This is a genomic window from Nocardia rhamnosiphila NBRC 108938 (assembly GCF_000720425.1).
In the GTDB taxonomy this organism is placed as follows: Bacteria; Actinomycetota; Actinomycetes; order Mycobacteriales; family Mycobacteriaceae; genus Nocardia; species Nocardia rhamnosiphila.
In genome coordinates, this window is record NZ_JOAJ01000001.1 from 999,203 (window position 1) to 1,019,355 (window position 20,153).

A 20,153-nucleotide genomic window follows, 5' to 3' on the forward strand; every position below is an offset into this window, starting at 1 on the left:
CGCTACTCCGGCCCGAAATTGGCCGATGAACTGGCACGATAGGGTCATCCGTAATCGCGTCGCGGTAGTTGGCCGAGCGTCCGATTGGTTATTGACACCAGTCCCGACAGGTGTCTAGTTTTGACCTCGCCCGCGGAAGATTCCCCGGGCACTCCGCTTGTCGGCTGTCCCGGCCGCCGCGTTCCGGGGCGGGGCGCGGCGGGCGGGGCGGCTGTCGCGCGGAGTCGTGCACAGCTGTTCGGAGGTCGTCCTTGTCCGCATTCTCACGGCGCACATTCCTGAGTGGTACCGCGGCCGCCGCAGCCGGATTCACCGTCGCCGGCACGGGTGTCGCCGCCGCGCAACCCGGGAGCCGCGCGCCGCGGCGGCGCACTCCTGTTGTGCGCGAAGAGCATCGGGTGATCGTGGTCGGCTCCGGATTCGGTGGCGGGATCGCCGCGCTGCGGCTGGCCCGGGCCGGTGTGCCGGTTCTGCTGCTCGAACGTGGAAAGCGCTGGGCGACCGGGCCGAACGCGGACACCTTCGGTAATCCCATGGACCCGGACCGGCGACTACTGTGGCACGGTTCCGATCCGCAACTATTCGGGAAGCCGGTGGCGCTCGAGCCCTACACCGGACTGCTCGACGCGGTCGCGGGCGAGAACATGACCGCGCTGTGCGCGGCGGGGCTGGGTGGTGGTTCCCTTCTCTACCAGGGGATGTCGTTGCAGCCGAGCGAAGCGGTGTTCAACACACATTTCCCGCAGGAACTGGACTGGCGCCTGATGGACCGCGTGCACTATCCGCGCGTCGCGTCGATGCTACGGCTGGCGGTGGCGCCCGACGAACTGATCGCCCATCCGCACTACAAGGCCGCCCGCGTCTTCGCCCGGAACGCCGCGGCCGCCGGCTTGCCGGTGTCCAAGATTCCGATGCCCATCGACTGGAATTACGCTCTCGCCGAGACCCGCGGTGAGATGAAGGCCTCCTATACCAACGGTGCCGGCGCGTTCGGGGTGAACAACGGCGGTAAACATTCGGTGGACGTCACCTATGTGGCCGAGGCCGAGGCCACCGGCCTGGTCGATGTGCAGGTCATGCATAACGTCACCGATGTGGAACGCGGCCCGGACGGCCGCTGGCTCCTCCATGTGGATCGGACCGACGAGACCGCGCGGGTGCTGGAGAAGAAGATCCTCACCACCAAGGCGCTCATCATGGCCGCCGGCAGTCTCAACACCACCGATCTGCTCGTGCGTGCCGCCGCCAAGGGGCTGGTCCCGGATCTGCCCGACGAACTGGGTATGGGCTGGGGAACCAATGCCGACCGGATCTACACCTGGACCGACCTGGCCGAGGACTTCGGTCCCGAACAGGGCGGACCGGTCGTCTACGGCAGCCTGAACTGGAGCGATCCGGCGACAGCGCACACCGTCATCCAGGCCTCGATTCCGCCGCTGGGTATGGATGCCCACACCACCATGCTGGTCGGATACGGAGTGAGTGAGACACGGGGCCGCTTCGTCTACGATTCGGCCACCGACAGCGCCCGGTTGTCCTGGCCCGCGGACGGGGACGCGGGCATCCAGTACGGATGGATCGAGAAAACCGTGCACAAGGTGGCCGGTCCGGCGTCGGTGATCGGCGACACCAACCGCGCGTTCCCTTCGACCTGGCATCCCCTGGGCGGCGCCTGTATGGGGACGGTCTGCGATCTCGACGGCCGTGTCCACGACCAGCCGGGGCTGTACGTGCTCGACGGCGCGCTGCTCCCCGGTAACGCCGCCGCGTGCAATCCGTCGATGACCATCGCCGCGGTGGCCGAACGGGCCATGGACAACCTGGTCGCCCAGGATGTGGGGTCGATGATCTGACGGTCGCCGGGCCCGGTACGGCCGGCCCCGACCACAGCGGCGGAAGCGGTGCGGGGCCGGGGCCGGGTTGTGCGAATCCCTCTGCCGCGAGTAGAACGGGTTCTAATCCAAGATTCCCGTACCCGATCGGGAATGAGACCGTACCCCTCGACCGGAATGAGAACCGTGCCTGTAGCGCTGACCGCCGACCAGGCGGCACTGGCCGAAACCGTGACCGGATTCGCCGACCGCCGCGCCGGTCGCGGACACCTCCGCGAGAACACCGAACGCCTGAAAGCGGGCGTGCGGCCGGATTTCTGGCCCGACCTGGTGGCGCTCGGCCTGGCCGGGGTCCATCTGCCGGAATCGATCGGCGGACAGGGCGGCACCCTCGACGACCTCGCGGTGGTGGTCGCCGAATCCGGGCGGGCGCTGCTGCCGGGCCCGCTGCTGCCCACCGTGGTCACCAGCGCGGTGCTCGCCGCAGCGGCGGGGCAGGACCGCGTCGATGCCCTGCTGCGGAAGTTCGCCGCCGGGGCGACCGGCGCGGTCGTCGTGCCCGAGCACGCGATCACGGTGGACGGCGCCTCCGGCGATACCGCGCGGCTCGACGGTGTCACCGGGCCGGTGCTGGGGGCCGCGTCGGCCGAACTGTTCGTGGTGGCCGCCGCGTCCGGCGCGGAGACCAGGTGGTTCGTCGTCGACCGGACGGCCGCGGGACTCGAGGTCGAGGTGCAGGACGGAGCCGATCTGGGCCGCGATATCGGCAAGATCCGGTTCACCTCGGTCGCTGCCGATACACCGGTCGCGCTCGACACCGAGCGGGCCGTCGCGGTCGCCGTGGCGCTGTCGGCCGTGGAGGCGGCGGGGGTGATCCGCTGGTGTTCGGACACCGCCACCGCCTACGTCACCTCGCGCACCCAATTCGGCCGGCCGATCGGCGCCTTCCAGGCGGTACAGCACCGCACCGCCCAACTACTGATCACCAGCGAACTCGCCACCGCGGCGGCCTGGGACGCGATTCGCGGCCTGGACGACGAGGCGCAGCAGCGGACGCACGCGGTCGCCGGCGCGGCGCTCACCACCCTCGGCAACGCGGTACACGCGGCCGTGGAATGCCTGGGCCTGCACGGCGCGATCGGGTTCACCTGGGAACACGATCTCCACCTCTACTGGCGGCGGGCCATCGCGCTGGCCGCGCTGGCCGGGCCGGTGGAATCGTGGGAACTGCGGCTCGGCGCGGCGGCGCTGCACGGGCCGCGTACCTTCGCCGTACCCCTGCCCGAGACGGATTCGTCTTTCCGGGAACAGGTTTCGGCGATCCTGGACCGCGCGGCGGAACTGGACAACCCGGGTCCCTCGAAGATCGGCGACACCGATGCGGTGAACCCGGGCCCACGCCGGACGCTGCTGGCCGACAACGGCCTGGTCTCGCCGCCGATGCCGCGGCCCTACGGGATCGAGGCCGGACCCCTGGAACAGCTGATTCTGCAGGACGAATACGACCGGCACGGGATCGCCCAGCCCTCCATGGGAATCGGCCAGTGGGTGGTACCCATCGTGCTGCACCGGGGCACACCCGAGCAATTGGCCCGATTGGCGGCTCCCGCACTGCGCGGCGAAGAGATCTGGTGCCAGCTGTTCAGTGAACCGGAGGCCGGATCCGATGTCGCCTCCCTGAGCCTGCGGGCCACCCGGGTCGAGGGCGGATGGGAGCTGAACGGACAGAAGATCTGGACCACGCTCGCCCATCGCGCCGACTGGGGGTTGCTGCTGGGCCGCACCGATCCGGACGCCGAACGGCACCGCGGACTCACCATGTTCCTGGTCGATATGCACGGCGCCGGGGTGACGGTCCGCCCGATCACCCAGGCCAGCGGCGGTGCCGAGTTCAACGAGGTCTTCTTCGACAACGCTTTCGTGCCCGATTCGATGGTCCTGGGCGAGCCGGGACAGGGCTGGACGCTGACCCTGGAGACGCTGGCGCAGGAACGGCTGTTCATCGGCGGTGTCCGGGATCCGGGGCACAACAAGCGGATCAAAGAGATCATCGACCGCAAGGAGTACGCCGGCAGCCGGGACGACGCGCTGCGCACACTCGGCCGAATCAGTGCTCGGGGCGCGGCCGTCTCGGCGTTGAATCTGCGCGAGACGATCCGGCGGCTGGACGGTCAGCCGGTCGGTCCGGCCACGAGTGTCGCGAAGGCGGCGGCCTCCATGCTGCACACCGACGCCGCGGCGGCCGCCCTGAACCTGATCGGCCCGGCCGGGGCCCTCGGCGAAGCGGTCTCCGAACCGGTACACCACGAACTCGATATCCCGACCTGGATCATCGGCGGTGGGACACTGGAGATCCAGCTCAATACCATCGCGACGCTGGTGCTCGGGTTGCCCCGGAAATAACGCGCGGACCGGTCGGACCGGGGTGCCCGGATCGACCCGCAACTGAGGGCGGGCGCCCCTGTTACCGTCGGTAGCGTGACCGAGCGACTACCCGCGATCCTGCGCGCCGACCTGCGCCTACCCGTTATCGCCGCCCCCATGTTCATCGTGTCCGGCCCCGAGCTGGTCCTCGCCCAGTCGAAGGCGGGGATCATCGGCTCCTTCCCGGCGCTCAACGCGCGGAGCACCGACAAACTGCGGGAATGGCTAACCCGGATCACCGGTGAGCTGGCCGCGACCCCGGGCGCGGCGCCGTACGCGGTGAACCTGATCGTGCACAAGAGCAATGGGCGCCTGCTGGAGGATCTGGCGATCCTGGAGGAGTTCCGGGTACCGATCGTGATCACCTCGCTGGGCGCCCGCACCGACGTCAACGAACGGATCCGCGCCTACGGCGGGGTGGTGCTGCACGATGTCATCAGCGATACCTTCGCCCGCAAGGCCGTGGCCAAGGGGGCCGACGGACTGGTCGCGGTGGCCGCCGGCGCGGGTGGCCACGGTGGGACGGTGTCGCCGTTCGCGCTGATCCGGGAGATCCGGGAATGGTTCGACGGCCCGCTGGCACTCTCGGGCGCCATCGCGCACGGCGACAGTGTGCTCGCGGCCCTCGCCGCGGGCGCCGACTTCGCCTATGTGGGCTCCACATTCATCGCGACCGACGAAGCCGCGGCGGTGCCCGAGTACAAGAAGATGATCGTCGCCGGCACCGCCGGGGATATCGTCTACACGGATTTCTTCACCGGCGTCAAGGGTAACTACCTGCGGCCGAGTATCGTCGCCGCCGGTATGGACCCCGATGCGCTGGGGGCCCCGGGTGACGGCTCCGGGTCGCTGGAATTCCTGAACTCCGGTGAGGCCAAGGCGTGGCGCGATATCTGGGGCGCGGGGCACGGTATCGGCGCGGTGACCGGGATCGGTCCCACCGCGGCCGTGGTCGACCGGCTCGCCGTGGAGTACGAGCGGGCCCGGGAGCGGCTGGCCGCGCTGGGGTGAGCGAGATCAGTTCAGCGCGTGCGCGCGGAAGAAGTCCCAGATGAGCGTGGTGGCGCTGATGGACTCGGTATCGGAGCCGACCAGGGCGACCGGGAAGATCACCGAGGGGGTGCCGAACCAGAGGTGACCGCCCCCGATCACCGACCACAGCTGGACCTCGGCTCCCGCCGGGCACGGATAGGCCGACAGGATCACATCACCGGTGACCTGCCGCTCGACCGGCTCGCTCGCACATCCGTTGCGCCGGGCCCAGGCGGCGGCATTCTCCGGAACCGAATGTGGGCCTGGACCTTCCACCTCGGGTGCCCGATGGGCGGGGTCGGCCGAACCGGATCCGTCCGGCGAAGGGAGCAGCCGCGCGTTCGGGCCGGTGCCGCCCTCGTAGGCGACGATGGGGTCCGCGGTGCCGTGCAGGGCGATCACCGGCATCGGCCGGGCCGGCGTGCACCACGCGAAATCGGCCAGCCCCGCGACCGGCGCGATGGCGGCGATCCGATCGGCCAGCTGGCAGCCCAGTGACGACGTGGTGAAGCCGCCCATGGACAGCCCGGTGGCGTAGATACGCCGGGTGTCCACGCAGAGTGTGGATTCCACCTCGGTGAGCAGGTCCGCCAGATAGCCGATATCGGCCGAACCGGAACCGAAGTCCCAGCGGGGCAGGCCGGGACGCAACAGTTGCGGGGTGATGGTGACGAAGCCGTGGCTGCGTCCGTAGGCGCCGAGTTCGGTGCTCGTGTACTGGATGAACGCGGGTTCGAGATATCCGTGCAGGTCCAGGACCACCGGCAGGGGGCGGTCCGTGCCGGCGGGAACATCCCGGCCGTAGACACCGGAGATCCCGCGGGATCCGAACAGTACCGCCTCGGTACCGGGCCGCGGCTGCGGTACCGAACAGCCCGCCGAGGGGAGTGGAGCCGGGGTCGCGGGTCCGGCGTGGGCGGGGCTCGCCATGAGGCCGAGTGATACGACGACCGCGAATACGGCCGGCACTGCTCGCGAAACGGCGAAGCGCCACAGTTTCCCGCGCACGGCGGAAATAGCATTTCTATTCATGTAAAAGATCATGGCAAAGAGCGGTAATCCGCTTGCCGTAATTCCGAATTCACACAGTTCGGGCCCTGGACGTATTCGCGGCGCGCCCCGACCGGCAGCGGCCGCGCCGCGAATCCCGCCGCGTGTTTCAGCCGTTCGCGCGGGCCAGCAGATCGTCGAGTTCCTCGGCGGTCATCAGCCCACCGAGGTTCAGCGCGATGCGCCCGATGGGGATGGACCCGATCATGCGCGCCATATCCACCCCCAGATCGGTACCCGCCGAACTACCGGGCTCCCCGATCAGCGGCGCCAGTTTCGCGCCGAGTTCCTGCCTCGCCACCGGATTCGCCATGACCTCGGCGAACGCCGATTCCCGGGTGAGCGGCACCCGAACCTCGTCCCCGTCGACCCGGACGGTCACGCGCACCGGCAGATCCCGGCTGGAACGCCCGATGAACAGAATGTAGTCGCCGCCTTCGACGATCCAGCGACCGGCGGGTTCGTGCCATCGGGCGAATTCCCGGCGGGGTATCCGGACAGTGACCTCGTCCGCCGCACCGGGATCCAGCTCCACCGTCGCGAATCCACCGAGTTCCCGCGGCGGGCGCGACATCGACGAGGTCACCGGGCTCGTATAGACCTGGACGACCTCCCGGCCGGCCCGTGCGCCGGTATTGGTCACCCGTACCGTCACTGTGACGCCGTCGGCGTCGGAGACCGCGTGCGGTTCGGCGTAGGCAAAGGTCGTATAGGTCAGTCCGTGCCCGAACGGGAAGCTCACCTCGAGTTCACGGCGGTCGTACCAGCGGTAGCCGACGAAAATACCTTCCCCGTACCGGACATGGCCCTGCTCGCCCGGAAAATTGTCGTAGGCGGGCACATCGGCGAGCCGTAGCGGAATCGTTTCGGTCAACCGGCCCGTCGGTGCGGCGATACCGAACAGCAGATCGGCGACGGCGCCGCCGGCCGCCTGGCCCAGCAGCGCGGCGTCCAGGATCGCGTCCGCGGCCCCGACTACGGGCGCCAGCCGCAGGACACCGCCGTGCGACAGGACCACGACGACCCGGTCCTGCACCGCGCGAACGGCGTGGAGAAGCTCGAGCTGGTCCGCGGGTAGTTCGATATGGTCGCGATCGAAGCCCTCGGATTCCTGTGTGGCCGCAAGCCCCAGGAAAAGTACGGCGACATCGGCCCGGGCGGCCGCCTCGACGGCCTCCGCACGCAGATCCGCTGGTGCGGAGTCGGACCCGGTATCGAATCCACGGGCGTAGGTGACCGCCGCCGATCCGGCGTGGGCGCGGATCTCGTCCAGCGCGATATCGACCCGGGTGGCGTTGACATGAGACGATCCGCCGCCCTGGTAGCGCGGTTCGGTCGCGAATTCGCCGAGCACCGCGATATGCCCGCCGGGGGACAGGGGCAGGACATCGTGGTCGTTCTTCAACAGCACCGCGCAGCGACTCGCGACCGTACGGGCGAGGGCATGATGCTCGTCGGCATCCCAACCGGTCGCCGGATCGGCGCTGCCGGCGGCGCGGATGGCCAGGGCGGCGATCCGACGCGCGGATGCTTCCAGGATCTCCGGGGCCAGCGAGCCGTCGGCGACCGCGGCGGCCACCCGCCGATCACCGGCCTCGTCGGCGCCGGGCATCGCCAGATCCAGTCCGGCGGCGACCGCGGCGACCCGGTCGTCGACCGCGCCCCAGTCGCTCACCACCACGCCCGTGAAATCCCATTCCTCGCGCAGGACCTCGGTGAGCAGCCAGTGGTTCTGCGCCGCGTACACGCCGTTGATCTTGTTGTACGAACACATCACCGTCCAGGGGGCGGCCTCCCGTACCACGTGCCCGAACGCGTGCAGATAGATTTCGCGCAGCGGGCGTGGATCGACATCCGAACTCGACGTCATCCGTTCGTGTTCGGTGTTGTTCGCCGCGAAGTGCTTCAGCGACGCGCCCACACCTTGCTCCTGGAGTCCACGGACCCAGCCGGTGGCGAGCGCGGCGGTGAGCCGGGGATCCTCGGAGTAGTACTCGAAGTTGCGGCCGCAGCGCGGATCCCGCTTGATGTTGATCCCGGGTCCCAGCACGATGTGCACACCCGCGGCCCCGGCCTCCCGGCCGATCGCCGCCCCCACCCGCGCGGCGAGCTCCGGGTCCCAGCTCTGCCCCAGACCCACCGCGGGCGGAAAACAGGTGGCCGGAATACTCGGGCCGATGCCCAGCGCGTCACCGGCGTGATCGGGGTTTTGACAGCGCAGGCCGTGCGGGCCGTCGGAGACGGTGATCGACGGGATATCCCCGATCGGCTCGGTCGACCAGAAGTCGCGGCCACTGCCCAGCCGGGCACGCTGCTCGACCGACAGCGGGGTGACGAGGTCGTCCGGGGTGGGCGCGATCGGGTCCGGCATACGACTCCTCCTGGTGGTTCGGCACTGCTGTCGAACCTAGCCGCTGGGAGCGGTGCGGTGGTGGATACGACCAGCGTTGCGTGACAGTTCGCAGGTTGGCCGGTACCGGCCCGCCGGACCGGGACCGGCCACCGTGTCAGGACGCGGCCGGTCCGTAGTCCAGGTGCACCACCCCGTTGGCGTAGACGTCATGGCCTTTGAGGGTGAACTTCGTGGTGCCGACCCCGTCGGTGAACAGTTTCTCCCCTTTGCCCAGGGCGATCGGATACACGAACAGATGCAGATCGTCGACCAGTCCATCGGCGAGCAACGCCCGGACCAGGGTGCCACTACCGCTGATATAGATGGTCCCGTCGATCTCGTCCTTCAGCGTGCGGATCTTATCGGGGTCGTAGGCGCCGAGGGAGGTGCTGTTGGCCCATTCGGCCTGCGGCTGCCGCGCGCCCACCACGTATTTGGCGGTGTCGTTGAAGAACGGTGCGCCCGGATCGTCCTCGACGGTACGGGTGGACCACGCCGGTGCGAACATCTCGAAAGTGTTGCGACCGAGCAGGATCGCCTTCGCGTTGCCGGTGATCGCGGCAAGGGTTTCACCCATCTGCGGATCGAACCCGAACTCGAAGGTGAACGACGGGTCCTCGTACGACCCGTCGAGGGAGACGAACTCGTGCACGGCGATGGTTCCCATGGTGATGTCCTTTCTGGCAGCGGCTCGGTGTGTGCCACCGGTCTGTGGTCGGCCGCTGGGCTTGTCGGTCTTGTTCGGGTAGACGTGACACGACAAGGTTTCTCATCGGTGCCCCGCCGATCCCGCTCCGGCGTGGATTCTCAGCAGCGGGAGGGTGACGCCGGGTCGCGGGATGGAATTCTGTTATGCAGGTGGCGGTACGGGTTGAGAAAGGTGGACGATGGCTCCGACGAAGGAATGGGCGCTACATCGTCCGGACAACGCTCCGATCCTCAATCCCTACATCACCTATATCGAAAAGGTACTGAAGGCGCTGGAAGACGGGCTGGGGGACAAGAACGCGCAAACGCTGAACGCGGGGAAGCTGGTGAAGAAAGCGGCCGAGCGCCCCGGCGAGAGCGCGTTGCGGCAACAGTACGACCTCAACATGAAGCAGGTCGATGGCTATCAGGAGGACTGGGAGTCCCTCGACGACCAGATCGGTTTCATCGCCGGCTTCGCGGCCGAAGACGCCAATACGGTGAGCCGGGAGTTCGACGAACTCCGCGACAGTGCCATAGACATCTCCGCGGCGGTACCGGACGATCCCACTCCGGCCCGTCAGATCGACGCCGTGAACGCGCTGGACAATGCGGTCGGCGTCGCCTATGAGGCGATCCTGCGTGCCTACGCGAAGCTGGAGGGCAAGTCCACCGAGGTTCCCGCACAGAACTGGTCGGGTAATGGTGGGGCCGCGCCGTACGTTCCCGGCCTCACCAACACCAGCGGTGCCTACAGCGGTGCCTCGGCCCAGCCCATCGGCGAGGGCGAGAAGGCGCAGGTGCAGGATATGTACAAATACCTGCTCGAGAAGGGCTTCACCCCGGCGCAGGCGGCGGGTATCCTCGGGAACCTCCAAGTGGAGTCGGGCTTCGACACCGGCGCGTACAACCCGGGCGAAGGCGCTATCGGTCTGGCCCAGTGGCTGGGCGGTCGCCGGGCGAACCTGGAGGCGTTCGCCGCGGCTCAGGGCAAGCCGGTGACGGATTGGAAGACACAGATCGACTTCATGGTGCACGAGCTGGACAACAGTGAATCGGGGGCCATGCGCAGACTGAAGGGCACCACGACCGCCGGCGACGCAGCGGCGGTCTTCGACCAGTACTACGAACGAAGCTCCGGCGAGGCACGCGGGCAGCGGATCGCCAATGCCCAGAGCATCGCGAACAATATGGCGAACTCGACTCCTACCACCGATCCCTCGGTACTGGCATAACGCGGCGCACATTCGATCCGGCATGACGCGCGGAGTCGAACCGGCTTACGCGCAGAGCAGCAAGGGCGCAGAACCGCCGACGTCGGCTCGTCCACGCCCGCCCCCGTGTCTCCGTGAAAGTTTTCCTCGCGGTATCGCAGAGATATCGGTGCAAACTTCTCACCAGCGGGGATGTTCGGCAACGCGCCGGATGGAACTCTGTTGAGAAAGTGGTGGTGTACTGGGCGCGGGACGGAGGGCGATGGTCGTCGCAAAGAGCTGGACACTCCGTCGTCCGTTGAACGCTCCGCTCCTCAACCCCTATATCGACTATGCCGAGAAGGTTCTCAAGAAACTGCAGAACAGCCTGGGCGACCGTACCGCGGCGAGCCTCACCGCCCAGCAGTTCGCCCGCCTGGCCGGCGAGCGGCCCGGCGACGGTGATCTAGCGGACAAGTACGAGCTGTTGGATCAGCAGGTCGCGGCCTATATCGAGGACTGGAACACCCTCGACAACCAGATCGCCGAACTCGCCGCCCTGGCCGCCGACGACGCCAACGGCGTCAGCGGCTATTTCGAGGATCTCCGCGACGCGGTCGTCGAGATCACCGACAGCGTGCCGGACAACCCCACCTCGCGACAGCAGTTCGACGCGGTCGTCGCGATAGACAACACCATCGGCGCCACCGTCCGCAAAATGCAGTCCGCGCACAACGAACTGGAGAACAAGTCCCTGCAGGTGCCGCAGGACCGGTCCGGAGGTACCAGTGGCTCTCCGGGAAGCACGGGCTCCCCGATGAGTCCGCTCATGGGCGGGCAATCCGCAGGCGGTGGTGACTCCGCATCCGACGACGATTCCGGGTCCGGCGGTGAGATCACCGGTACCTCCGGCAGACCGACCAAGATGCCGACCGGCGATCTGGCGCAGTGGATCGATCAGGCGATCGAGATACTCCAGCAGAACGGGTACGACGTCACGGACTCGGACGCCGCCATCATCGCGACGATGATCGAGAAGGAGTCCAGCGGCGATCCGAACGCGATCAATCTGTGGGACAGCAACGCGGAAGCGGGCACTCCGTCCAAAGGTTTGATGCAGACCATCGATCCCACGTTCAATGCCCACGCCCTGCCCGGGCACACCGATATCTGGAATCCGGTCGACAACATCTGCGCGGGTACCGCCTACGCCATCGAACGGTACGGGTCGCTCGAGAATGTGCCCGGAATCGTCAATATGTCCCACGGTGCCGGCTACGTGGGGTATTGATCGTAATTTGGCGGGTACGGGGGGATTCCGGATCACCGGCGTCGTCGAGAGCCGATGTTAACGCCGGCTTGCCGTGGGGGAATTAGAGTTCGGACGCGGCGCCACTCCGGTGACGCGCAGGAGAGCAAGGATCACAGGACTTCCGTATGGGTCATCCGCAACAGCCCAATCCGCATCAGCACCAGCAGCCGTATCCGGGACAACCCGTGCCGGGACAGCAGCCTTACCCAGGGCAGTACGGCCAGCCCTACCCGCCGGGTCAGCCGCAGTACGGAGCCCCCGGCGGTTATGGAGCCCCGCCCCCGCGTTCCGGCGGGAACGGCGGCCGGATCGCGCTCATCGTCGGTGGTGTCGCGGTAATCCTGATCGCTGTCGGGGTGGGCGCCTTCTTCCTGTTCAGCGGTGGCGGTGGTTCGGTCGTGGGTGGCGGCTACGACGACCCCCGGGATGTCGCCCAGGCCTGGGTGGACCAGAAGGGCGACCCGGAGGATCTGGTCTGCGCGGCCGATCTGGACGAGATCTCACAGTACGAGCAGCAGAACCCGACGAAGCCGACCGATGTACCCGATGTCGATCTTCCGGAGTCGACGACCACGCTGAAGAGTGTCGACGTCCCCGCGGGCAGCGATAAGGGCACGTTCACCATGGAGATGTCCATGGAGGTGATGGGTACCTCGACCACCACCACCATGACCTACGACCTGGTCGAAGAGGACGGTGGCTGGAAGGTCTGCGGCATCCTCGATCCGGAAATCGAGATGGACGATTCGGGCTTCGGTCTGGGCGGCCGCTAGCCCTCGGCTCGATACTCCGGCGGAACTCGGCGACGCGGGGCGGTCCCGTCGCCGAGTCTCGCCGGGTCGCGGCGGCTCGTCTCCGTGGATCGCCCGGCGACAGCGATGGTCCGCGCCGCACGGCGGACGTATGCGAATGGAAGGCTGCGGCGCACCCCGCAGCGCCGCAGCCATGCATTCCCACACGCTGGGTCGGCCCCGAGCGGCTGCCGTGCGGTTCGTTGCCGTCGGCGGCGGAAGCCCGGCCCGACGGTGACCGGCGATATCCGCGGCGCGCCGGAGGCGCCGCGGCGCTCTCGTTCGGTACCGAGTCGTCGTCCACGGACGGAGATCGCGATCCGGCGGATCCGCGGTCAGCGGTGTGTTCGGTGGCGACACACGAACGGTGCCGATCGCGCGAAGGCGACCGGCACCGTCTGTCTTTCCGACCCTACGGGCTTCGGTAGCAGGGTTCAGAGGGGCTCATGCGACAGGAAACGCTCTGTTTGCGACACACTGCGGGTGATCGGACCGCGTGCTCCGAATTTCTCCGGCCATAGGGACCGTCCGGTTTCCGATGGACGCGCCCGAACCGTATCCTCCGGGCGTGGATGTCGGGATATTCGTGGTGGACGGTGTGGCCGATTTCGGTCTGGGCGCACTGCTCGGCGCGTTCGGCACAGCCAACGCGCTGCGCAAGGAGCTGCCGAATCCGCCGCCGCCCTGGAATATCCGCACGGTCTCGCTGGGCTCCTCGGTGCGCTCGGGCAGCGGCAATCTGGTACCGACGACGCCGCTGGGGGAGATTCCGGCGCCGCTGGACGCTCTGGCGGTGGCGGCGGTGGACATTCTGGAACCCGAGCCCCTGGTGGAGCTGGTCACCGATGTGGAACACACGCGGGTCCTCGAGCACATCCGGGAGGCGAGAGCGCAGGGAGTGCACCTGGCCGCCGCCTGCACCGCGACCTTCTTCCTGGCGGAATCCGGAGTGCTCGACGACTCACCGGCGACGACCAGCTGGTGGCTGGGCGCCTGTTTCCGCGGGCGCTACCCCCGGGTCCGGTTGGACGAGAGCTGCATTGTCTGTCACGGGGACGGGATCACGACCGCGGGCGCCTCGCTCGCGCATATGGATATGGCGCTGTCGCTGATCTACCGAACCAGCCCCGAGCTGGCGGAACGAGCCATGCGGTACCTCGCTGTGGGGCCGCGGGCCAGCCAGGCGCCCTATGCGATACCCGAGGTGGTGGCCCGCGGGAGTTCGCTGATCGCCGGTTACGAACGCTGGGTGCGCGACCACCTGTCCGAACAGTTCCTGATCGCCACTGCCGCGCGTGAACTCGGTGTCACCGAGCGCAGCCTGCAACGGGCGACCCGCGCCGCGCTCGGCATGTCACCGAAGGATTTCGCCGACGATATCCGGCTCGATCGGGCCACACAGCTGCTGCGGTCCGGCGGGCTCACCGTGGGCTCGGTCGCCCGTGAGGTCGGATACGTCAACGCCAGCGCATTGCGTGCCCTCGCCCGCCGCCGGCGCGGCCTGTCCCTGGCCGAGATCCGCACTCACCGCCTCCCCTGGTAGAAGGCGGTTCGTCCGGTTCCGGTGGCGGTGAGCGGGGTGATCCCTACACTGTCCGCATGTCTGTTCGACGGCTGATCGCCGCCCTCCTGCTCACTGCCGCCGCGTCGCTGGGGATCTCGGCCTGCACCGCGACGGGACCGGGGGCGCGGAGCGAATGCGAGGTCAGCGGCTGCACCGTGACATTCGAGCGCGGTGTGCAGGCGAAGATCAGCGTGCTGGGCGTGGATACCGAACTCACCTCGGTCCAAGGCGATCTCGTCACCCTGTCGGTGGCGGGCCAGCCGGTCACCGTGCCCATGGGGGAGTCCGGTTCGGTGCAGGGGCTGAACCTTACGGTGCAGGAGGTCACCCAGGACACGGTCGTGGTGCGGCTCGCCACCGGCTTGTGAGCCCTCGCGCGTCCTGCGAGCTCAGTGGTGCTCGGGCACCCGCCGCTCCACCCAGCGGGGCCCGGCGCGTCCATAACCCGGCGCCGGGAACGGGTAGTCCGGGTATTCGGCCAGGGCCGGCGCCGCGCTGACCACGTGCCCATGGGTCACGGTGTTCCCCGGGCCGGGTACCGCCGGCGCCGGATGGTCGGGTGTGCGGCCTCGTTCGGAGAGCAACCAGGTCGCGGTGCGGGCCAGCGACACCCGCACATCCCGGCCGCGGCCGTCGCCCGCGCGGGCGGCGAGCGCGTCGACGATTCCGGCGGCCAGCAGGTAGCCGGAAGCGTGGTCGAGCGCCTGCGCGGGTAGCGCGCCCGGCATGGCGGACGCTCCCTCGATCACCGCGATTCCGGTCGCGGCCTGCACAATGCTGTCGAATCCGCGCCGGCCCGCCCACGGCCCGGTGAATCCCCAGGCACTCACCCGGGCGTGGACGAGCCCCGGCCGTCCGGTGAGGCCGAGCCGTTCCAGTGCGCCCGGTCGATATCCGGTCACCAGCACGTCGGCGGAGTCCAGCAGTGCCTCCCGGGCCGCGGACACCGACCTCAGGTCCAGCAGGGTCGAATATTTGCCCTGGCAGGTGTCGGTGTACTGCCAGGAGATCTCCGGCAGATCCGGCGGGTCGACCCGCAGGACTTCGGCCCCGAGCAGTGCCAGCGCCCGGGTGGCCACCGGACCGGCGATCACCCGGGTCAGATCCAATATCCGTACGCCCTGGAGCGGCTGGTACGGGGTCCCCGAGACCGGCAGCGTGTACCGGCGCCGGTCACCGCGTTCCACCAGCGCGACGAGCGGGCCCGCCCCGGCCGCGGCGGCCTGCGGTCCGGCCCGCCACTGCGCTTCGTCGCGTACCTGCGCCACGATCGCGCCCCGGGCCGCGGCCAGCTCTTCGAGATCGGCGGCGCGGATCATCGCCATCTGGGCCTCGGCCGGTTCGCGCGGTGCGTCCGCGGGAAGTTCGAGGGCGGCCAGCAGCCGGGCACGGTGATGCGGGTAGTTGGCATGGGTGCGCACCCAGCCGTCGAATGTCGGAAAGAACCCGGACAGGTCGGCGAATCCCTCGACGGGGGCGCCGTCGATCCGCAGCAACCGGTCACTGGCGAAAGACGCCGCGATACGTTCGGGGTTCAGCCGGTGCCGGATCGGTGTGGTGCCGGTGGCCTGCCGGTACCGATCGGCGGCCGCGACGAACGCCTGGATCGATCCGGCGGCCAGCCCCCACACCGGGAGGGTGGCGGCGAGGTACTGCCCCGGGTCGGGCCAGTCCACCGGCTTCGATTCGGCGACGCCTGCCCCGTCTTCGTAATCACGGACCAGCCGTGCGCCCACGTCCACCGCACCGAGAGTACTGGGCCGTGGGCACGGCGAACGCTCGGTCATCCGATGGCACAGCGATTTTCATCACAGCGTCACCGGCGGGTACGGATCAGCCGGCGACCCGCGCGCTCGGACCGTGCGGATGGCGGGCGCGCCACCACAGTCCGGCCCACGACACCAGGACACAGGCCGCGACCAGCAGCTGCACCTCGGTGAGCATGCTCTCCGGATAGATCACGCCGGTCAGGTAGTGGTCGATGAAGCCCTCCGGCGGCAACCCCGCGATCCCGGCGCGGTGCCGGGCCCAGTTCTCCGCGTAGGTGAGCGGGCAGTCGTAGCCGACGAGCACCGTGCCGAAACCCCAGGCGGCAGCGGCCCCATGCAACCAGATGGTGCGCGGGAAACGCCACGCCAGGAAGCCGCCCGCCACCACGTAGCCGATGAACAGCAGATGCAAGGCGGCGACCAGATCCGCGATCAGCCGGTACCACACCCTTCCAGGGTATGTCCTCGGATGGGTCGGGGCACCGGGTTTACCACGGCGAGGGGCGGTAGTCCTTCAGGAAACATCCGTAGAGGTCCTCGCCGGCTTCGCCGCGCACGATCGGGTCGTAGACCCGGGCCGCGCCGTCCACCAGGTCCAGTGGGGCGTGGAAACCCTCGTCGGCGAGCCTGATCTTGGTGTAGTGCGGTCGTTCGTCGGTGATCCAGCCCGTGTCCACCGCGGTCATCAGGATGCCGTCGGTTTCCAGCATTTCCTTCGCGCTGGTCCGGGTCAGCATGTTCAGCGCCGCCTTGGCCATATTGGTGTGCGGATGCCCCGGCCCCTTGTAGCCACGGGAGAACTGGCCTTCCATCGCCGAGACGTTCACCACGTATTTCCGGCGTGCGGGCGCCGCGGCCAGCGCGGGCCGCAACCGGGAGACCAGGATGAACGGGGCGACCGAATTGCACAGCTGGACTTCCAGCAGTTCGGTGGGGTCCACTTCGCCCACGGTGTGCACCCAGCTGTTGGTGTGCGCGAGGTCGGGCACCAGGCCCCCGGCGTCGATCGCCACTCCGCGGGCGATGCGTTCGGGGGTGGCCGACCCTGCCACCAGTGCCAGTTCGGCCACGTCGGCGACGGCCAAGGCGGGGGTCAGCGAGGCGGTCAGCGCGGTCGGATGGGCGCGGGTGGTCTGCCCGAAGGTGACCTTCTCGGGCAACTGGCCCGACGGCAGCGGCCCGTCCTCGGCGGCGGCCAGGGCACTGTAGGCGCCGGGAGAGCGGCGTACGGTCTGCGCGGCGTTGTTGATGAGGACATCGAGCGGTCCCTGGGCCGCGACATCGTCGGCCAGCGCCACCACCTGGGCGGGATCCCGCAGGTCGATACCGACGATACGCAACCGGTGCAGCCAGTCGGCGCTATCGGGTTGGCCGGCGAACCGGCGGATCGCGTCATTGGGAAAGCGGGTGGTGATGGTCGTGTGCGCGCCGTCGCGCAGCAGCCGCAACGCGATGTACATCCCGATCTTGGCGCGCCCGCCGGTGAGCAGCGCGCGACGACCGGTCAGGTCGGTGCGGGCCTCGCGGCGACTGTGGCTCATGGCCGCGCAGTCCGGGCACAGCTGATGGTAGAAGGCGTCGACGCGGGTGTACTTCTCCTTGCAGATGTAGCAGCCGCGGGGGCGCAGAAGCGTGCCGGCCGACGCGCCGGAGGTGCTGGAACTGATCGGGATACCGGCGGTCTCGTCATCGATCCGGTTCGGCGAACCGGTGGCCGTGGCGGCGACCACCGCGCGGTCCGCGGCGAGTTTCGCCTGCCGGGCGGTGACGCGCCGCTGTCGTTTGAGCTCTTTGAACATCCGGCCGACCGCGCGCTGCACGGTGGTCGAATCCGGGTGGCCGGGGTCCAGCTGTCCTGCCTGGTCGAGAACGCGCAAACAGGTGGCGAGGTCGTTCGGGTCGATACTGGGCGCGGCCATCGGTGCGGAAGAAGTCCTTCGTGAGCTGGGAAAGCGTGCGCACCATTGTGGCAAAACCGCCGCGGCGCGCCCGGAGCCGGGCCACCGGGACCGCCGGGCACGGGCTCCGGCCGCGTCGCCACAAGTGGGAATGGACCTCGTTGACATCGCGCCAATAGTGCGGGAAAGTCGTTGCCGACGATCCGGTGCGTCGGCGCCGGGCTGGGTGATCACGAACAGAGGACGCGGATATGGCACGCCCCGCATGGAGCGACGACGAGGTCGAGGCGGTACGGGAACTCGCGCGCAACTACTTCGAGAAGGAAGTGGTCCCGCACGAGGAGAAGTTCATCGAGCAGGGCCATCCGGACAAGGCGCTCTACCGGCGCGCCGGGGAACTCGGCCTGCTGTGCCCGGCGGTCCCGGAGGAGTTCGGCGGTGGGGGCGGCAGCTTCGCCCACGAGGCCGCGATCATCGAGGAACAGGTGCGCGCCGGTGACGGGGCCCTCGGAATTCCGGTACACAGTTCGATCATCGCGCCCTATCTGGCCGAATTCGGCTCCGCAGAGCTGAAGAAGCGGATTCTGCCCAAGGCGAGCAGTGGCGAGATGGTGCTGTCCATCGGGATGACCGAGCCGGGCACCGGATCGGACCTGCAGGCGATCAAGACCCGTGCCGTCCGGGAGGGCGACGAGTACGTGATCACCGGTTCGAAGATCTTCATCTCCAACGGCTGGCTCTGCGACGGCATCATCATCGCCGCGAAAACCGACCCGGAGAAGGGCGCCGCCGGTGTCTCGCTGCTCTTCGCCGAGGTCGGCGACGATACTCCCGGCTTCACCCGCGGTCGGATCCTGTCCAAGATCGGCGGCAAGGGCCAGGACACCGCGGAACTGTTCTTCGACGGCCTGCGGGTGCCCGCGGCGAATCTGCTCGGCGGCGCCGAGGGCCAGGGCTTCTACCAGATGATGCAGCTGCTGGCCCAGGAGCGGCTGGTCACCGCCATCATGGCGGTGGCGATGATGGAACGCGCGGTCGAACTGACCGTCGAATACACCAAAGGCCGCGAGGCCTTCGGTAAACCGCTGTTCGCCATGCAGAACACCAAGTTCGAACTGGCCGAATGCGCGACCATCGCCCGGACCAACCGGGTCTTCCTCGACGACTGCATCAGCCGGCACCTGCGCGGGGAACTCGATATCCAGTCGGCCGCCATGTCGAAGTACTGGTCCACTGATCAGCTCGGTGTGGTCGTGGACCGCTGCCTGCAGCTCTTCGGCGGCTACGGCTATATGACCGAGTACCCCATCTCCCAGCTGTACACGGGGGCCCGGGTGCTGCGCATTCTCGCGGGCAGCAACGAGGTGATGAAGGATCTCATCGCGCGTGGGCTCTGACCTCGAACCTCCGCTCGTCCCCGTCACCGAGGTTCCCGCCGTCCCCGGCTCGTCCGGGGCCGGCGGGAACGGCCCGGACGAGCAGCCGCGGCGCCGCCGGCTGGAGCCGGACGAGCGCCGCGCCCAGATCCTCGCCCAGGCCATCGAGATGTTCGGCGAACGTCCGTACGCGGCGGTGTCCACGGCCGAACTGGCGCAGCGTGCCGGTGTGGCGCGCGGCCTGATCAACCACTATTTCGGCAATAAACGCGACCTCTACCTCGCGGTGGTCCGCCGGATGGTGACCCTGCCGCGCGCCGACGAGTTGGCGGTGCCCACGGGCACCACCCGGGAACGGGTCGAGGCCAGTGTGCGCTGGTTGCTGGACACGATCTCCGAGCACGGCAGCACCTGGGTCAAGGTGACCAGCCACGAGGGGGTCGGCGACGATCCGGAGGTGCAGCAGATCCTCGACGCGGCCGACGACGCGGCCGCGCAGCGGTTGCTGGTGATGATCGGCCTCGCCGACGGTGCGGCGTCGGCGGAGCCGCGGCGCGCGATGGTCCGCGCCTACGGCGGCCTGGTGAAGGTCGCCGGCCGGGAGTGGCTGACCCGCGGCACCATGACCCGCGATCAGGTCCACGCGCTGCTGGTGGACATGCTGAGCACACTGGTCACCGAATCGCTGCCGCGGGTGCGTCGCGGGAACTGAGCCGCTGTGGCCCGCCACAGCGGGCAGGCCGGGTGTTTCGGGTGGTGACCAGCCCTACCCCGGCCAGGGGGATTTACCGGAACAGCCGGCCGGTCGCGGCTTATTCTTTCCGATGCCGGGC

Annotated in this window: 16 protein-coding genes; 10 read left to right on the forward strand and 6 right to left on the reverse strand. The window is 68.7% G+C overall.

The window, feature by feature from the left end; all coding sequences use genetic code 11:
• Positions 1–251 precede the first annotated feature (251 nt).
• The 3 genes from IG75_RS0104445 (at position 252) to IG75_RS0104455 (ending at position 5,267) form a co-directional block, all read left to right on the forward strand.
• On the forward strand, positions 252–1,853 hold the full coding sequence (locus IG75_RS0104445) for a GMC oxidoreductase (RefSeq protein ID WP_030519852.1): 1,602 nt from the start codon (positions 252–254) through the stop codon (positions 1,851–1,853).
• A 156-nt stretch (positions 1,854–2,009) separates the two neighbouring features.
• Complete coding sequence (locus IG75_RS0104450; protein WP_051714196.1) at positions 2,010–4,235, forward strand: acyl-CoA dehydrogenase family protein; 2,226 nt, start codon at positions 2,010–2,012, stop codon at positions 4,233–4,235.
• A gap of 138 nt (positions 4,236–4,373) precedes the next feature.
• Positions 4,374–5,267 (forward strand): nitronate monooxygenase, encoded by an 894-nt coding sequence (locus tag IG75_RS0104455; RefSeq protein WP_051714381.1) that lies wholly within the window; start codon positions 4,374–4,376, stop codon positions 5,265–5,267.
• Between the two features lie 6 nt (positions 5,268–5,273).
• Here IG75_RS0104455 and IG75_RS37190 read toward each other — a convergent pair whose 3' ends face one another.
• From IG75_RS37190 to IG75_RS0104470, 3 genes are all read right to left on the reverse strand, one after another.
• On the reverse strand, positions 5,274–6,320 hold the full coding sequence (locus IG75_RS37190; protein ID WP_162183774.1) for a CE1 family esterase: 1,047 nt from the start codon (positions 6,318–6,320) through the stop codon (positions 5,274–5,276).
• 127 nt (positions 6,321–6,447) lie between these two features.
• Positions 6,448–8,709, reverse strand: coding sequence for a glycoside hydrolase family 3 C-terminal domain-containing protein (locus IG75_RS0104465; RefSeq protein ID WP_030519856.1), 2,262 nt, complete (start codon positions 8,707–8,709; stop codon positions 6,448–6,450).
• A gap of 136 nt (positions 8,710–8,845) precedes the next feature.
• On the reverse strand, positions 8,846–9,397 hold the full coding sequence (locus IG75_RS0104470) for a dihydrofolate reductase family protein (protein ID WP_030519857.1): 552 nt from the start codon (positions 9,395–9,397) through the stop codon (positions 8,846–8,848).
• Positions 9,398–9,617: 220 nt separating this feature from the next.
• On the opposite strand from IG75_RS0104470, the gene IG75_RS0104475 reads away from it, so the two are divergent.
• The 5 genes from IG75_RS0104475 to IG75_RS0104495 all read left to right on the forward strand — a co-directional run bounded on the left by IG75_RS0104475 (position 9,618) and on the right by IG75_RS0104495 (position 14,645).
• Positions 9,618–10,652, forward strand: coding sequence for a phage tail tip lysozyme (locus IG75_RS0104475; RefSeq protein ID WP_030519858.1), 1,035 nt, complete (start codon positions 9,618–9,620; stop codon positions 10,650–10,652).
• A gap of 241 nt (positions 10,653–10,893) precedes the next feature.
• Positions 10,894–11,901: a transglycosylase SLT domain-containing protein gene (locus IG75_RS40105; protein WP_081876623.1), complete on the forward strand. Its 1,008-nt coding sequence runs from the start codon at positions 10,894–10,896 to the stop codon at positions 11,899–11,901.
• 146 nt (positions 11,902–12,047) lie between these two features.
• Positions 12,048–12,695, forward strand: a complete 648-nt coding sequence (locus IG75_RS38930) for an Rv0361 family membrane protein (RefSeq protein WP_156058632.1) — start codon at positions 12,048–12,050, stop codon at positions 12,693–12,695.
• 586 nt (positions 12,696–13,281) lie between these two features.
• The gene (locus IG75_RS0104490) at positions 13,282–14,256 is read left to right on the forward strand and encodes a GlxA family transcriptional regulator (RefSeq protein ID WP_036512697.1); all 975 of its coding nucleotides are present in this window, start codon (positions 13,282–13,284) and stop codon (positions 14,254–14,256) included.
• Positions 14,257–14,312: 56 nt separating this feature from the next.
• On the forward strand, positions 14,313–14,645 hold the full coding sequence (locus IG75_RS0104495) for a hypothetical protein (protein ID WP_030519862.1): 333 nt from the start codon (positions 14,313–14,315) through the stop codon (positions 14,643–14,645).
• A gap of 21 nt (positions 14,646–14,666) precedes the next feature.
• Here the strand turns inward: IG75_RS0104495 and IG75_RS0104500 are convergent, their stop codons facing one another.
• The 3 genes from IG75_RS0104500 to IG75_RS0104510 form a co-directional block, all read right to left on the reverse strand.
• On the reverse strand, positions 14,667–16,013 hold the full coding sequence (locus tag IG75_RS0104500; RefSeq protein WP_373863724.1) for a CoA transferase: 1,347 nt from the start codon (positions 16,011–16,013) through the stop codon (positions 14,667–14,669).
• Positions 16,014–16,110: 97 nt separating this feature from the next.
• Positions 16,111–16,494: a DUF2784 domain-containing protein gene (locus IG75_RS0104505; protein ID WP_030519864.1), complete on the reverse strand. Its 384-nt coding sequence runs from the start codon at positions 16,492–16,494 to the stop codon at positions 16,111–16,113.
• Between the two features lie 40 nt (positions 16,495–16,534).
• Positions 16,535–17,965, reverse strand: coding sequence for an SDR family NAD(P)-dependent oxidoreductase (locus IG75_RS0104510; protein ID WP_030519865.1), 1,431 nt, complete (start codon positions 17,963–17,965; stop codon positions 16,535–16,537).
• A 230-nt stretch (positions 17,966–18,195) separates the two neighbouring features.
• Here IG75_RS0104510 and IG75_RS0104515 point away from each other — a divergent pair, with 230 nt between their 5' ends.
• Together IG75_RS0104515 and IG75_RS0104520 are read left to right on the forward strand one after the other, a co-directional pair.
• Positions 18,196–19,341: an acyl-CoA dehydrogenase family protein gene (locus tag IG75_RS0104515; protein ID WP_030519866.1), complete on the forward strand. Its 1,146-nt coding sequence runs from the start codon at positions 18,196–18,198 to the stop codon at positions 19,339–19,341.
• Positions 19,342–19,441: 100 nt separating this feature from the next.
• Positions 19,442–20,032, forward strand: a complete 591-nt coding sequence (locus IG75_RS0104520) for a TetR/AcrR family transcriptional regulator (RefSeq protein WP_030519867.1) — start codon at positions 19,442–19,444, stop codon at positions 20,030–20,032.
• Positions 20,033–20,153: the final 121 nt, after the last annotated feature.